We start from the raw sequence: 15,586 nt of genomic DNA on the forward strand, positions 1-15,586 counted from the left end.
GGGAAAGAGAACACATTATTATAAGGAATAAAAATCTATTTTATATTGATGGTAATCAAAAAATTCTTACCGAGAAAGAATATTCAAAATGGCTTCAAGAATTATTAGATATTAATATTAAAATTAAAGAGAAAAAAAGTAAAATTCTTTCTGATGTCTATGCAAGCGAGATACTTATGCCTTTTTATATTGATCAAGATAAATCTTGGGGTGGATACTTATTTTCAAAATCCTCAGACTCCTTCGCAAGATACAGTAATCCTGTAAAAAATATTTTTGATTTCTATTTTCAAATATCGAATAACACCTTATATGATCTAGAAATTCAAAAGAGTGCTCTTGAAGTTGAATTGAATGAAATTAAGAAAAAGATCGATGCACTTACTCTTTTAGGAAAGGAGCATACACCATTTCTTACCCCTGTTGTCTCAGGTAATATAACTGGAAATAGTCATAACAGAGCCAGTCAGACTATGAATTATATAGGTAGAATTAATCTATTGAACAATTCCGTTTCTTTAATCAATAATGAAATTATTGAACTTGATTCTAAAACTGATCGAATAAGTAGAGATATATCAGAATTGAATAAATTAAAAAAATCATATACATCTCGAATTGGTGAAATAAAATATGAATGTATTCACTGTAATTCTAAATTAACAGTTGAACAATCATTAACTCGGCTTAAGATTAGAAACAATCTTTATGAGATCGTAAACAATATTAATCAAAATAAGCAAGAGCAATTAAAATTAGAAGAGAAAAAGAAAGGTCTATTATTAAATAAAGGCAGCATTATTGACACAATCTCTAAAAATCAAGAAGGCGTCAAAGACTCTAGGGAATTTAGCAATATAGAAACCTATATAGATGAACAAGTAAACCAAAAAATAGCTAGCAATTATATGTTTGTAGAGCAACAATTACTAAATGATCAATATAAAAAAGAGAATTCTATAAAAGAAGTTTCTAAGAATATAGCACGTTTAAAAAAACTAAGTTCTCAAAAAAAATCTGAAATAAAAAAAAGATATAGCGAATTAATCAATAAATATGAAACATATTTTCAAGATCTCAAGCTGGACAATATTGATTTTTATAATTTCAAACAAGTTACAGGGAGTGGCATGGATTCTAACAAAAAATTATTAGTTTTGTATACTCTTTATTCAAATTTAATAAATGAATTTTCATTGGTAAAAATTCCGTTTGCTATGGATTCATTTATTAAAAATGAATCCGCGAGTGAACTCACAAAGCAAATGTTTGGCTTCTTATCTAATTATTATTTAGCAATGGAAGGACAGTCCTTCTTTTCAGTAATAGAAGAGAATTTACAATACCTTGTTCCGAATAACTATCATCGGATTGATTTAGAAAAACCCATTTTGAAAGATATAAATGAGGCAAATAATCATTTAACTAAAGCGTTTAATATCAGCTAATATTGTTATTATTTTTATTAAATTCGATTCTAATATACTCGTTGCATTTAATTATTCAAATAAAAAGAGGGGTATTAAGCCCCTCTTTATTATTCTATCTATTAAATTTTTAATCAACTTTTCTAACCAACACCGCCACACTCTCCACATGCACCGTATGCGGGAACATGTCCACTGGCTGAACTTCCACCGTCACATACCCTCCATCTTCCAACACACGCAAGTCTCTCGCCAGTGTCGCTGGATTACAGGACACATACACCACACGCTCCGGTTGCATCGCCAAGATCGTCTCCAACAACCTCGGATCGCACCCTTTACGTGGTGGATCGACAACGATCACATCAGGTGTAATCCCCTTTTCTTTCCAACGTGGAATCACATCTTCCGATGCGCCAACTTCAAATTCGACATTGGTCATTCCGTTCAATACCGCATTAGAACGAGCATCTTCTATCGCTTCTTTCACAATCTCTACGCCGTATACTTGCTTCGCATGTTGCGCCAAAAATAGTGAAATTGTTCCTATGCCGCAGTACGCATCAATAACCGTTTCTTTCCCTGTCAGTCCAGCATATTCAACGGTCTTGCTATATAACACATCCGTCTGCACCGGATTTACTTGATAAAAAGAACGTGCCGATATCGCAAACTTCACATCACCGATATAATCATGGATCACTTCGCGTCCCCATAATACTTTGGTGGTATCGCCGAAAATAACATTGGTGGTCTTGGTATTCACATTCTGGCAAATACTGACCACTTGTGGCATTTCGAGACGGATACGGTCGATCCATTCGCTTGGGCGTGGTAGACGTTCTCCGTTGGTGACGAGGACGACCATCATCTCACCGGTACGGAAGCCGACTTTGACGACCACATGACGTAATAGACCTGTACCTGATTCTTCATTATATGCAGATACACCTAGCTCTTTGCCGATCTGTTTTACTTTAGCGATCAATTCATCGTTGCGGGTATCTTGAATAAGACAGGTATCCATATCGATAATACGGTGACTGCCACGCGCGTAGAAGCCAGCAACCAATTGACCATTGATTTCACTGATTGGAACCTGTGCTTTGTTCCGATAACGCCAAGGCTCAGCCATACCTAATGTTGGGAGTACCTTAATACCTGTTGTTGCTTGTTGATCTACTCCTACATTCAGCTTACCGATCCGTTGTAAATTATCTATCACATGCTGACGTTTCCATTCCAATTGAGCGTCATAACTCATATGTTGTACCTGACAGCCACCACATTGATTGTAGATCGGGCAAGGGGCTTCCACCCGATCTGGACTGGATTCTAAGATAGCGGTCATTTTGGCATAACCGTATTGTTTTTTCGTTTTGATTACTTTGGCTTGAATCTTCTCACCGGGCAAAGCGCCTTGAACAAACAGTGTATATCCTTCTGCTCGACCTACGCCTTCTCCATCGTGATTCATACCGATAATCTCTAATTCCAACTCGTCATTTTTGGCAACGGGTAAGTTCGCTAGCGCAAGAGCTGTCGCTTGACTCGGTTGTTGCCGGTTATTGCTATATTTTCTGCCGCCTCTGCGGTCTTTACTCATCTCATTTGGCTCCATTTCTTTATACACATGACTGCATTTCATTAATTATTCAGGTCTATCCAACATCTCACTCCACAAACACATTGTCCACTACGAATGGACATTCCGAAGAACAATTCCTCTAAAGATTGTATAGAAAAATACCTATACTTACAATAACTATCGTTATCTTTTCTATATATTATTACACATATCAAAAAGACATTGTTCTAAATGTGGTATAACCATCCCTTACTGACATCAGGCATACTGCACGCTAATGAAAATATGGAATAATACAACAACTTTTAGAACAACATCTTTAGAGTAACTTTTTCAACTGTATATCTTACAACCTATCACTATCGATCTACTTGAGATCTGAGAACACTTGCAATTTCTGTGGCAAAATCTCAAAAATCCCCGGTAATGATCCACCGAGTTCACCGTCTAGATTAATTTGTACATTATTGCTAGGCGCTTCGATCTCTAAGCGATCGGTCTGGAAATAAATAATCTTCGGATCGTTAAGATGCTCACCACGTGCTGCAATAGAGATCAGGCGGATAAATTCAGCAATATTACACTTTTTGACACCGATAAAATCTAATAGTCCATCGTCTATTCGTGCTCCAGGAGCCAGCTTTTCAAAACCACCTACTGAATTGGTATTCGCAACAAGGAAAATCATAAACTCCTCATGCAGTGGTTCTTGACCGTTCGCTGTAATCTTAAGCTCGGTAGGCGTTAAGTTAACGACTTTCTCAATGCCTTTCATATAATACGCCATCTGTCCGATCATCGTTTTGAGTCGACTGGGTACTTCGTATGTCAGCTCAGTCAGTGATCCTCCACCTGCTATATTGATAAAATATCGATCGTTAAAGCGACCTACATCAATCGGTCTCGCATTTTGACGAATCACCAAGTCACAATAGTCTTCCCAATTCTTGGGTACGCCTAATGCACGTGACAGGTCATTGGTTGTCCCCAGTGGAAATACGCCCAATGGCGGTGGGTTATCATATTCTGCCATGCCATTAATCACTTCGTAAATCGTGCCATCGCCACCAGCAGCAATAATCAGATCATATCCATCTTCGATCGCTTTGGAAGCAGACAAAGTTGCATCGCCTTCACCTGTTGTCGCATGACAACTGGCTTCGATTCCACCTTTGTCTAACCGATCCAAAATATCCGGCAATCGGCGCTTCATTTCTTCCCGACCTGAAGAAGGATTATATATCAGTCTCGCTTTTTTCATTCCATCATGCCACCTAATATGAATTATGTTGTCATCAGTTGGTTCAACAGTGACTGAATCTGACGCTCCATCCAATGAGATAACAGTGGATGTGGCAATAATGCTGTACCTGCATATTCATAGCTTAACCCTTCTACACGCCCGGGAATCACTTGATTCAGGAATATCCCTTTACTTAGAAACAGAGGAGCAATCAGCACTTTGTACCCGCGTGCTGTCCATTCTTCTGTTTTGGCACGCAGACTATCTGGATTGAGCAGTGCATAATCGGTATGTGCCACTTCACTCACCTGTCCTACTCGCTGAGCTAGAGAAGAGATCCCTTTCTCCCAGCGTTGTCTGAATCCGTCATGAATACTGCCGTGACCCACAACCAACACCACTTCATTCTCAGGGGCAACCGATAAATCTTTCACTTGATCCCAGACCATCCGAGCGATATCTTCATCATCATCGGCTGGATAACCAAAGTGAACTTTCGCTTCAATCGTAAAAGGTTCCAGATCGGTCTCGCGATCAGGCGTTTCTTTGACACCCAAAGCATAAGCGATTTCGTCCATATGTGTACTACCAGAGGACACAAATAGCGGAACGACTAATAGATCTGTAACTCCTTGCGCTTCCAGTTCATTGATTCCATCCTGAATAAATCTTCCCGGAACATTGTCCAGGAAGACTGCATTGACAGGTAGATCGCTTGGCAGATGAATATGAGATACTGCTTCATCGATCTGCTCCATCCAAGATGGTTCCGGCGAGCCATGACTAATTATTAATACACCGGGCTTCATAGAGATTACCTCCCTAGACGTTCCAATGTCATTTTATAACCATCATTACCATAATTCAGGCAACGTTTCACACGGGAAATCGTAGCTGTACTTGCACCCGTTTCTGCTTCAATCTGGTTATAAGTTGAACCTTTGCCTAACATACGAGCCACTTCAAGACGCTGTGATAAAGACTGAATCTCATTCACAGTGCATAGATCGTCAAAAAAGACGTAACATTCTTCTAAATTTTTCAGTGTCAAAATCGCTTCAAATAATTGATCAACACTTTTATCATCAAGTTTTTTAAGTTGCACGATGTGATCATCCCCTACTACGGTTACTGTACCTACATTGTATATATTACTGGGTATTTTTTCAAGCATTAACGATGTACAGCATTACAGAGTACCAGATTTTGTTTGAGTAGAACAATTATTTAAACCATCCACGTCTTGTAAAAGCAGTCATCATCCCTGCTCCCAAAGCAAACATCAGTAATAGCACGCCAAAATAGCCATACTTCCATTTCAGTTCTGGCATATTTTCAAAATTCATGCCATAGATACCTGCGATCAACGTCAGCGGCATAAAAATAGTCGTGATCACCGTCAATGTTTTCATAATCGTATTCATTCGATTGGAATTAAGCGAAATATAACTATCCCGCAGATCTGAAGTCATTTCACGATTCGACTCGATCATATCCGACAACTTCAGTAAATGATCATAGATATCGCCAAAGTATGAATGATGCTGATCGACTTTCTGAATATGTTGTGAGTTAATAACCCGGTACATCAAGTCACGCATTGGAATAATCGTTCTCCGTAATTTCAGTAGACGAGAACGCAGTACAAATACTTGCGCTAATAGATCATCTACCGGTTCATCTGGCCCTGTATTTTCAAGTTCATTCAATTCATCTTCAATCTCGTACACACAAGGGAAATATTCATCGACAATTTTGTCAGTAATGATATAAGCGGCGGCTATTGGCCCATTTGCCCAAGTGGGACGTGTTCCCTGTTGACCATAGCTAATAATACGTTGCCATGCCGTCTCAATCTCTCGCAGTTCCCCATGATGAAAGGAAACCAAAAATTTATCGCTGACAAATAAATCGACTTCTTCGACCAGTAACGTCTCTGGGTGCATGGCATGAAGAACTAGAAACTGCACCTCACCATAATAATCGATCTTCGGGCGTTGAAGCACATGCAGACAATCTTCTACCGCTAATGGATGAAAATGAAAAAAGGTACTTAACTTCTTGGATTCTTCAGCGGTTGGCTGATTGAAATCGACCCAATACCATAAGTAGTTACCCGACTCGATCTCTTCTAATTGAATATCCTGAATAATCTCATGTTCTTGCGTCACGCCAAGAATGCGAATCATGAAGCGAGTTCACTTCCTTTATATCAAATATAGACGATTTAGCGTCTGTCGTTATTTTCATAAGCATCTCTGTTCCACTTAGAATCGCACAAAAAACCGCCGTTCGCAAGAAACGGCGGTAGTGATCTATAATGATCCGATTTTATTTTAGAACAAATCGAATAGTACTTTGAAAATAAGTCCAGATAAGATCGCTGCAATTGGAATCGTAACGATCCATGCAATCACGATCCGTCCAGCAAGTCCCCATTTCACTTCACGGAAGCGCTTGGCAGAACCTACACCTAGAATAGCTGATGTAATCGCATGCGTTGTACTTACAGGCAAGTGAGTCAGTGTTGCTGTAAAAATAACCGATGCGGCTGAGATATCAGCTGCAAAACCGTTAATAGGCTCGATTTTGAAAATTTTGGTTCCCATTGTTTTGATGATTTTCCAACCACCCACAGATGTTCCCAGTGCCATCGCTGTTGCTGCTGAGATTTTAACCCAAAGCGGTACATCTAGATTATCCTGAACACCAGCTGCGACTAGAGCAAATGTAATAATACCCATCGCTTTTTGTGCATCATTCGTACCATGTGTAAATGATTGAATCGCTGCTGTCAAAATTTGCATTGTGCGGAACCCTTTATTGACGCTATGTGGGCTACGTTTAGCAAAAATCCATTTCAGAATCGTCATGACGATATAACCGATTGCAAAAGCAATCAACGGTGACAAGATTAATCCTTCAACAATTTTGATAAACCCACTCCAGTTCACAGAACTTGAACCTGCTCCAACAAATACAGCTCCTGCTAGGGCACCGATCAAAGCATGCGAAGAAGAAGAAGGAATACCGAACCACCATGTTGCTAAGTTCCAGATAATTGCAGCTATTAGTGTTGCAATAACGATTTCTATACCGTTATCCAAAGTCGCCGGATCAGCAACACTACCGCCGATCGTTTTGGCTACGCCTGTGAACGTGATCGCTCCCAGAAAGTTCATTACTGCCGCCATCAGAATCGCTGTACGTGGCGGTAACGCTCGAGTAGAAACCGATGTAGCAATAGCATTTGCTGTATCATGGAATCCATTGATAAAATCGAACGCCAAAGCCAAAAACACGACGATAGCCAGTATCCATATTGAGGTTTCTACCATATCATTCATCGCCCAGATGGATCTCTTGCACTCCAATCAAGAGAATCTGCGCAATCCTACCTCCTTAGTTATCTGTTACAGATTATTGCATCTCTGCATATTACATCCATCTATACTCAGCAAAATGGATCATATGCTTATCTTGTAAGCAATCTTAGGAATTGCGCATAATAATAGATTCGAGTCTATTCGCTACATCTTCGCAAGCATCAGTCGTTGTTTCCAAACGCTCATATATTTCTTTTTTCTTAATTAGTTCAATCGGGTCTTTCACTGTGGCAAACAAGTCTTTGATACAGTTACGTAATACATCATCACCCTGGTTTTCCAGATCGTTCAGACGAATCGTATGTTCACGAATAGCCAACAGCTTTTTATGAGACAACAAATGAATAGCTTTTTGAATTTCATAAGCAGATTCACGCAAAATTTCAGCAAATTGAACAATATAATTATCAGGCTCAGTCATATGATACATATCAAAACGAGAAGCACATGCTTCTAGACCGTCTAATACATCATCCATCGTTGTCGTCAAATCCATAATATCATCACGCTCAATGGGTGTGATAAATGTTTTGTTCAGTTCGGTAATAATGGTGTGCGTGTAATCATCACATTGATTCTCGTAAATCTTCATTTGCTTCGTAAACTCTGGAATATCCTTCAAGTTAGGTACTTGTTCCGCAAAGTAATCTGCAGCTTGCACAATTGCATCTGCCATGTTCTCCAGCGTTTGAAAAAAGATATCCTTTTTCTTAACACGCATTTCTATAACCCCTTTTCGAAATTTTGCCGAAAAATGTCGTAAATTAGAATTATGAAAACAAAATGATTTCATAACAACCTTTGTTATCTTATCAATCTGTACATAGGTTTGTAAAGATTCTGTTTACATTTATCATACAAAAATCATACAAAAATCGACTTTAATTCGATCATTACAGCATTTTTTACCTTTTTCATCCATTTTCGTTCAATTTTTTACCATCTATTGTCAAATGATTTTCGAATGATGGGCTGTTAGGAACAATATTGTAATACGTCACACCGGGTACAAAGGGTACTTCTTGACCATTACTGCTAAAGCGAATCACATCTCCACTTTTCTTGCTCCACTGACCTTTGATCTGCTGACCTTGTTGAAATAACATCGCTTCTCCACCGTCATTAAGATTTAAGCTTAATCTGCCAATATCGTCTAATACTTTGTAATCTCCGCCCAACACCATAACATTCGAAGCAGTTAAAGGCTTTCCACTATTCAGATCAATATGCGGTTCATTATTCATACTACGTGTGTAAAGTCCGGTGGTGGAATTATATTTATACCCGACTTTATAACTTTCTAGCAAAAATTGAAGTTCGATCAATGACGCTTTGGTTGCTGTTGTGGCAGAGGATGTTGAGCTTGAATCATTAGCACTAATACTATCTTTAGTATCGGCAGAAAAGGTATCTACTTTGAGTGAATTAGTGTCGGTTGGAACTGAAGAATGATCTGTATTTAGTGAATCGGTTGTTGTACTTGTTGAAGATTTAGCAGTTGTAGAAGGTAGAAAAGGATAGGTTGGAATCGTGATCTCTTGTTTGTAATTTTTTTGGAGTGCACCTTTACGTAATTTCTCTTCATTCGTATATAAATTATGAGGCGCTTTACGGCTGGAATCTCGCCAGAATGGAGCACTTGCATTGGTGATCTCATCTAAATGCTCTTTCTTTCCTTGTTGCAATATACTGTACGCTTCCGGGCTACCTCCGGCATGAACAAGCAATGCGCCTACACTTTCCCCGATGCCGATTAAATACGGACGAATACTCCGCACAGGGCCGATCGTCACATCCCCATGATAACTCTGATATACAGCGATCAGACGAGTGATTCCTCCTTCGGCTAGCACTTCATAGACCATATCTGCTTGTGCTAATCCTGATTGTGGACGTGCCGCAGGTGCATTGTTAATCATGACCGCAATCGGTCTAGCTAGAGAAGGTTGCTTTACAGGTAATCCGGTAAGTGGAGCGGTATAGGCCACTTCTGCTGGCTTTTCTGGTGCGATCGGTTCAGTTACTTTGGCAGGTTCAGGTTGTTGCTGTGGTGCAGGTGTAGCCACTTCAGCAGACCCGCAACCGATCAGACTAGCAGTGAGTACAAGTGGAATCGTCCATTTGCTTACTTTCCATAATCCAGATTGATTCATTACAATAGTATCCCCCTCAGTGATTAGCATCATTATGCAATGTAGCAGATCGTTGTCATCTGCACAGTAGGATACATTCCTACTATAGAACACACATATGAACTTCAAATGAATTAAAATCGGCTGGCTGTTTATGTACAAGCAGAAGATGTAAACCACGGTCTACTTCTTATTAAAACATAAGCTTCTTCTATATAGAATACATATGAAGTAATTAACGAATACCATCATCCAAACATCTACTTCATTTATATATACCATATTTTAACAGTTCAATAATAAAATATTAAAAATTTATCTAAGATTGTGATTTTTATCACATTTTAAAATTTAGTTGTGATTTAAAATAAAGACATGGAAGAGATGATCATCACCAACTCAACAAGTTAGCACAGACTTACAAAAATAAAACATTATTCAGGGGAGTGGCAATCATGAACAGATGGCTAAGAGAAAACAGTGTGGCAATGTGGTTATTAACTATACTACGGGTATATATCGGTTTTAAATGGATCGCTGGTGGATGGGAAAAATTAAGTGGTGGCGGATTCGATGCTACTGGATTCTTAACAGGTGCTATCGCCAATACAGGCGGAGAACATCCAAGTGTACAAGCAGGCTGGGGCGCATTTTTACAACATTTCGCTTTACCAAATGTAGCACTATTCAATGTTCTTGTTCCTATCGGTGAATTCCTTGTCGGACTTGGATTAATCTTAGGTGCATGTACTACACTTGCAGCACTAATGGGAATGGTAATGAACTTCGCATTCTTGTTCTCGGGCACTGTAAGCACCAACCCTTACTTGTTACTTGCTGAAATCTTCATTATCGTTGCCGGTGCAAATGCTGGTAAAATTGGTCTAGATCGCTGGATCGTTCCTTACTTACGCACTCGCTTCTTCAACCGTCGTAACAAACAACAAGATACCTTGCCTAATCAGCATAAAATCGCTTAACGATATAAATAACCGAATCAATTGGCTTCTATAGAATGATCGATGTTATTCGCAGTAACATATAGATCATCACAAGGAGAACAGAAAGAACCTACTGTACAATAGATAAAAAAAATAGAAATCCACTTGAAAAGTCATTCGCTACACCGTACTTTAAGCTACGGTATACAGAATGACTTTTTTGTACTTTATTTTGATTAATTTCTATTCGAATCAACTTCAAGCCGTCTATTACTGCTTTTGATTGGCAATAAAGTGCTTGGTGAGTGTATTCAATTGCTCCGTAGCTTGCTCGACGTTGTTTTGTCCTGCAATGGCAGATATCACTGCTATTCCATCGGCTCCTGCGGTTAAGATCGGCTCTGCATTATCTGCATGAATACCGCCAATACCTACTAATGGAATATGTATCTGATGGTTCTTAAGAGCTGTAATCGTACGTGTTCCTTGTACGGCTTCGGCATCAGCTTTGGAAGTGGTCGGATAGATCGGTCCTATGCCTAAGTAATCAGCTCCATCTTGAATAGCTTGTCTAGCTTCATCGACCGAATGAGCAGATACACCAATCATTTTATTTTGCCCAAGACGTGCACGAATCTGATCGGCAGGTATATCTTCTTGCCCTACATGAATCCCATCGGCGTCTAGTGCAATCGCTAATTCAATATCATCATTCACTATAAATGGAATCTTATGCTCTCTACAGATCTGTTGAAGAGATTCAGCCAGTTGGTAGTACGCTTGCCCTGTGAGTGCCCCGACCCCTTTTTCACGAAATTGAAAAAGAGTAATCCCTCCTGCGATGGCAGATGTTAATACTTCTTCTGGTGGTTGTGTACAATTGACACTACCCATCACTAGATAAAGGCGTAAATACTGGCGCAATTGGTGTTGATCTGGCTTAGACATTATAGACCCGGCTCCTTTGTTGATACGCAAAATGATTAGTAGGCCCATGATCGGAACCAATTCCCAGTCCATCTTCAATCGCGGCTTGAATAAATTGCTTGGCGGTATCTACAGCTTCATGGATCGATTTACCTTGAGCTAATGTTGCCGTTAATGCCGCTGAAAAAGTACAGCCTGTCCCATGCGTATGCATTGTATCAATACGCTGGCTTTCAAAATATTCAAAATGTTGTCCATCATACAACAAATCCACAACGGTTGAAGTCGATGCATCATGTCCACCTTTAATCACTACATACGTTGCACCCATATCAATTAACTGTGTGGCGGCTTGTTCACGCTGTTGCATGTTGGTGATCGATATCCCTGTGAGTAGCTCTGCTTCTGGTAAATTCGGAGTGATGATCTCTGCTAACGGAATCAGATCCGAGACGAGCGCTTGTAATGCTTCTTGTTGCAAAAGCACAGATCCGCCTTTGGCTACCATCACTGGATCAATCACTAGATGTTGCCACTGGTACTGTTTTACTTTTTGAGCGACATGACGAATAATCTCAGCGCTAAATAACATCCCTGTTTTGACAGCATGCGGTTGTAGATCTGTACCGATTGAATCCAATTGCTGAATAATACCTTCAATTTCTACCGGATAGACTCCTTGTACCCCTTTTGTATTTTGAGCCGTAACAGCAGTAAGAACAGACATACCATAGACTCCGAGTTCTTGAAATGTTTTGAGATCGGCTTGAATCCCTGCGCCTCCTCCACTGTCTGAACCAGCAATCGTTAAAGCTTGATATACATTCATCTTTTTCACTCCTTTGGATATATTAGATAGAAGATGTCGCGCTTATCTTGCCAAGCGCTAATCGTAAGATATTTTGTTACACAAAAATCACGTTTTATTTGATTAGAAGATGTCGCGCTTATCTTGCCAAGCGCTGGACTTTTGCGATTTTTGAATGGGTGGATACGATATCGGGTGTGACTAGAGAGAGTTGATTGATAAATTCGATCTGAAAGCTACCTGTGCCTTGTCCTGCGGTCTGTTGGTAAGCAATCTCTGCTGCGATACCGTAAAACGCTAGTGCTTCAACTACAGCGTTTAAGCGTTCTTGTGACTCTGTAGGATCAGCCACTGCGATAAATGCACCCACAACAGCACTGAGCAGGCAACCTCCGCCTGTGACCCGTGTTAAGATGCTGTGACTATTTGCAATGGTATAGGTGGTATTGCCATCAGTGACCACATCTTTTTCGCCTGTGATCGCTACGATACATTTCAATTGGCGAGCCGCTTGTTCAGCAATCTCGACCATATTTCCTTCGCCTGCTCCTGCATCTACGCCTTTGATATGCCATTGTTCGCCGATGACATTAGCGACTTCAGCCACATTGCCACGTAACACATCAATCTGGATATGCTCAGTAATCTGTATCGCTGACTGGGTACGATAAGGTGTCGCTCCTGCTCCTACCGGATCAAATACAACAGGTACACCTGCTTGATTGGCTGAGCGTCCTGCTTGGAGAATAGCTTCGACTGTATAAGGATCAAGCGTACCGATATTGAGCACCACAGCACTTGCCATTGCAGCCACATCTGTTACTTCTTCATGGGCATATGCCATAAAAGGAGAAGCGCCCAAAGCCAGCAATCCATTGGCTGTAAAATTAGTCACGACCATATTCGTAATATTATGAACAAGTGGATTTTGTGCTTGTACTTTTGCTAAAAAGCTCATTTGATTAGCCTCCTGTAATAAATAGATATTTTGCGATTACCTCATTCTATTTGGATTATATGTAGAAAAGGTTAGGGTTTATATTATAAGAGCTGAACGCAATAAAGACCCATCCATCTCTAAAGAGACAAATGGGTCAAACATTCATTCAGGTAGACATAACTTGAGTGAAAATTCAGCCTCCACTTCCCTCCGCTAGTATAATCCAGATCAGGTTCCAAGGGTCCGAAAATTCATTTTCGTCTCAGCCAACAGGCTCCCCTAGTGAAATCAGTAACTATTCAATTGTTCTTTCTTACCATACCACTGGTGAATGATCTGGTAAAGAGTGAGAAATTGGTTAATATCTTACTATACAAGCGCTTGGCGGTATAAGCGCTACTTCTTCTAGTCCAATCGAACATGATTTTTGCGATAGCAAAATATCTTACGATATAAGTGTTTATATTGCCAAACGCTTATATCATCCAGTGTTGCCAATCGGTCTGAGCCACTTCACGTCCTGTAAGCCATTGACGAGTTTTGTCCAGTAATTCACGTCGGTGTGTACCGTTAGAATACGTATGATCTGCTTGAAAAATGATCTCTTTATCACAGCGTCCTTCTGAACGTGTCCAGAATACTTTCTGATATAAAAAGGCATAATCGACAGGGATCACATCGTCGCCTGTTCCATGAATAACGAGCACATCGCCATTAAACTGCTTGGCTTCTTGAAACGGTTGATAATTGCCAAGTGAATCAAAGTATATCGGCGTAAATGAATACCCTAGATGGTCGGCTTTGCCTTCGATCACTGCTTGATCGTATTTGTCACGTCCTGTTAATTTGACGATATCGTTAAATGGATGCCCTACTGCTGACCAGAGCACCAGACTTTTGACACGTTGATCGCGTACCGATGTCAGAATCGCTACAGCTCCGCCCAAGCTATGTCCAATTAAAGTGACCCGTGTCGGATCAATATCACTGCAAGTCATCGCATAATCAAGTACAGTACGAGTCTGAGCAACCATTGATTCTAAGCCTTCATTGCCATATTCGCCGCTGCTTTCACCGCAACCTGCATAATCAAAACGAACCACCATATAACCGTCAGCCGCCAATTCACGGGCTGTACTAACAAATAGGCGATCCACTCCAATGCGGCTGCCTACAAAACCATGGCAGATCACAATCAGCGGTGTACGGCTTTTGCCCCGTCCGGCTAATTGCGGTTCCTGTTCTGGATAATGAATACTAGCTGTCAGATCCAAGTCGTGATGTCGAATGACGATATTACGTTCCATGATGATTCCTCCTTTTAAATAAACAATTCCGATCAGTTTAATGAGCTTTAATCTTGAAATCATATTATCATTAACGCTAGATCATTGTCAACGCAAGGAAAGTATGGCAAAATAATAGATTCGAACAATGAGAATGGAGGAATAAATAATGAGCACAATACGCCAGATGGTTAAGGATATTAATGTTGTACGAGATCAGTTAAAACCCGAAAATTTAGATTACTATGATGATGTGATTGTTCATGTACGGGATGCACGTATTGATCGTGAAGCTGGTGAAGAATTACTTTTAGAAATGGGTCATCATTTATTAGATGCACAGAAAAAAGGAAAAACCGCCAAACAGTTATTTGCTAAAGATTCGATGGAATATGGCAATATGTTAATTCGTAATTTACCCGAAAAGCGTCAATTGAGCAAGCCGATGTATTACTTGATGATTCCTTGGATAGCGCTCACATGGGTTTTTCTTATTCAAGCACTGATGGGACTATTTCGAATCAGTATTAGCGATTCAGGAATTGTCGGGCAGATTAATGTAGCCACACTGATTATTGTCGCTGTCGGTTCGATTGCTTTAGTCGAAATGCTAACTCGATTTACCGATCAACCTGTTGAAAAAAGTGACACTACCAAACCGGGTATGCAAATCAATGCTCGCGCTATTTTGACGTACTTGGTAATTTTGATTTTGATTTTTGGTGTAGGTATCTTTTTACGTCAAGTGATGCCTGTGATTACGATTGTACCGTGGGTGAGTTTACTGTTATTTGTGATCGGAGTAGTTGGACAGAAATTTATTTTTATGCGCAAATAACATCGATGATCTCTAGTAGATAAGATGAGTAGATTAATATTCTATTTTGCTAATTCTATGATTATAAATT

Annotated in this window: 14 protein-coding genes, 1 pseudogene and 1 riboswitch; of the genes and pseudogenes, 3 read left to right on the forward strand and 12 right to left on the reverse strand. The window is 39.9% G+C overall.

Annotated elements, in window-relative coordinates:
* Positions 1-1,448, forward strand: a pseudogene (locus PaeCFBP13512_RS23290) (hypothetical protein); the annotation flags it as partial.
* A gap of 109 nt (positions 1,449-1,557) precedes the next feature.
* Here PaeCFBP13512_RS23290 and rlmD read toward each other — a convergent pair.
* The 8 genes from rlmD to PaeCFBP13512_RS19340 all read right to left on the reverse strand — a co-directional run bounded on the left by rlmD (position 1,558) and on the right by PaeCFBP13512_RS19340 (position 9,797).
* Positions 1,558-3,033 (reverse strand): 23S rRNA (uracil(1939)-C(5))-methyltransferase RlmD, encoded by a 1,476-nt coding sequence (rlmD, locus tag PaeCFBP13512_RS19305; protein ID WP_137225418.1) that lies wholly within the window; start codon positions 3,031-3,033, stop codon positions 1,558-1,560.
* A 349-nt stretch (positions 3,034-3,382) separates the two neighbouring features.
* Positions 3,383-4,276: a diacylglycerol kinase gene (locus tag PaeCFBP13512_RS19310; RefSeq protein WP_069327486.1), complete on the reverse strand. Its 894-nt coding sequence runs from the start codon at positions 4,274-4,276 to the stop codon at positions 3,383-3,385.
* A 23-nt stretch (positions 4,277-4,299) separates the two neighbouring features.
* Positions 4,300-5,067 (reverse strand): sirohydrochlorin chelatase, encoded by a 768-nt coding sequence (locus PaeCFBP13512_RS19315; protein WP_137225420.1) that lies wholly within the window; start codon positions 5,065-5,067, stop codon positions 4,300-4,302.
* Between the two features lie 5 nt (positions 5,068-5,072).
* A complete protein-coding gene (locus PaeCFBP13512_RS19320; RefSeq protein ID WP_069327488.1) occupies positions 5,073-5,363 on the reverse strand; it encodes a YerC/YecD family TrpR-related protein in 291 nt (96 codons plus the stop codon).
* A gap of 118 nt (positions 5,364-5,481) precedes the next feature.
* Positions 5,482-6,447: a magnesium/cobalt transporter CorA gene (gene corA / locus PaeCFBP13512_RS19325; protein WP_069327489.1), complete on the reverse strand. Its 966-nt coding sequence runs from the start codon at positions 6,445-6,447 to the stop codon at positions 5,482-5,484.
* Between the two features lie 147 nt (positions 6,448-6,594).
* On the reverse strand, positions 6,595-7,596 hold the full coding sequence (locus PaeCFBP13512_RS19330) for an inorganic phosphate transporter (RefSeq protein WP_069327541.1): 1,002 nt from the start codon (positions 7,594-7,596) through the stop codon (positions 6,595-6,597).
* A gap of 154 nt (positions 7,597-7,750) precedes the next feature.
* On the reverse strand, positions 7,751-8,365 hold the full coding sequence (locus PaeCFBP13512_RS19335) for a DUF47 domain-containing protein (protein ID WP_069327490.1): 615 nt from the start codon (positions 8,363-8,365) through the stop codon (positions 7,751-7,753).
* Positions 8,366-8,558: 193 nt separating this feature from the next.
* The gene (locus PaeCFBP13512_RS19340) at positions 8,559-9,797 is read right to left on the reverse strand and encodes a DUF3048 domain-containing protein (protein ID WP_137225422.1); all 1,239 of its coding nucleotides are present in this window, start codon (positions 9,795-9,797) and stop codon (positions 8,559-8,561) included.
* Between the two features lie 431 nt (positions 9,798-10,228).
* Between PaeCFBP13512_RS19340 and PaeCFBP13512_RS19345 the strand changes: the two genes are divergently transcribed.
* Positions 10,229-10,756 carry a DoxX family protein gene (locus tag PaeCFBP13512_RS19345; protein WP_069327542.1) on the forward strand — a complete coding sequence of 176 codons (528 nt, stop codon included), beginning with the start codon at positions 10,229-10,231 and terminating at the stop codon, positions 10,754-10,756.
* 231 nt (positions 10,757-10,987) lie between these two features.
* Here PaeCFBP13512_RS19345 and thiE read toward each other — a convergent pair whose 3' ends face one another.
* The 4 genes from thiE to PaeCFBP13512_RS19365 all read right to left on the reverse strand — a co-directional run bounded on the left by thiE (position 10,988) and on the right by PaeCFBP13512_RS19365 (position 14,699).
* The gene (gene thiE, locus PaeCFBP13512_RS19350) at positions 10,988-11,665 is read right to left on the reverse strand and encodes a thiamine phosphate synthase (RefSeq protein ID WP_137225424.1); all 678 of its coding nucleotides are present in this window, start codon (positions 11,663-11,665) and stop codon (positions 10,988-10,990) included.
* Positions 11,658-12,473 carry a bifunctional hydroxymethylpyrimidine kinase/phosphomethylpyrimidine kinase gene (thiD, locus tag PaeCFBP13512_RS19355; protein WP_137225426.1) on the reverse strand — a complete coding sequence of 272 codons (816 nt, stop codon included), beginning with the start codon at positions 12,471-12,473 and terminating at the stop codon, positions 11,658-11,660. The genes thiE and thiD overlap by 8 nt, the downstream gene beginning before the upstream one ends.
* A 118-nt stretch (positions 12,474-12,591) precedes the next feature.
* Positions 12,592-13,410: a hydroxyethylthiazole kinase gene (gene thiM, locus PaeCFBP13512_RS19360; protein WP_137225428.1), complete on the reverse strand. Its 819-nt coding sequence runs from the start codon at positions 13,408-13,410 to the stop codon at positions 12,592-12,594.
* Between the two features lie 170 nt (positions 13,411-13,580).
* Positions 13,581-13,683: riboswitch (TPP riboswitch) on the reverse strand.
* A 185-nt stretch (positions 13,684-13,868) separates the two neighbouring features.
* Positions 13,869-14,699 carry an alpha/beta hydrolase gene (locus PaeCFBP13512_RS19365; RefSeq protein WP_069327495.1) on the reverse strand — a complete coding sequence of 277 codons (831 nt, stop codon included), beginning with the start codon at positions 14,697-14,699 and terminating at the stop codon, positions 13,869-13,871.
* Between the two features lie 148 nt (positions 14,700-14,847).
* Between PaeCFBP13512_RS19365 and PaeCFBP13512_RS19370 the strand changes: the two genes are divergently transcribed.
* Positions 14,848-15,516, forward strand: a complete 669-nt coding sequence (locus tag PaeCFBP13512_RS19370; RefSeq protein WP_069327496.1) for a DUF1129 family protein — start codon at positions 14,848-14,850, stop codon at positions 15,514-15,516.
* The last annotated feature ends 70 nt before the right edge of the window (positions 15,517-15,586 follow it).

The organism is Paenibacillus sp. CFBP13512 (assembly GCF_005233705.1).
GTDB lineage: Bacteria > Bacillota > Bacilli > Paenibacillales > Paenibacillaceae > Saccharibacillus > Saccharibacillus nuruki.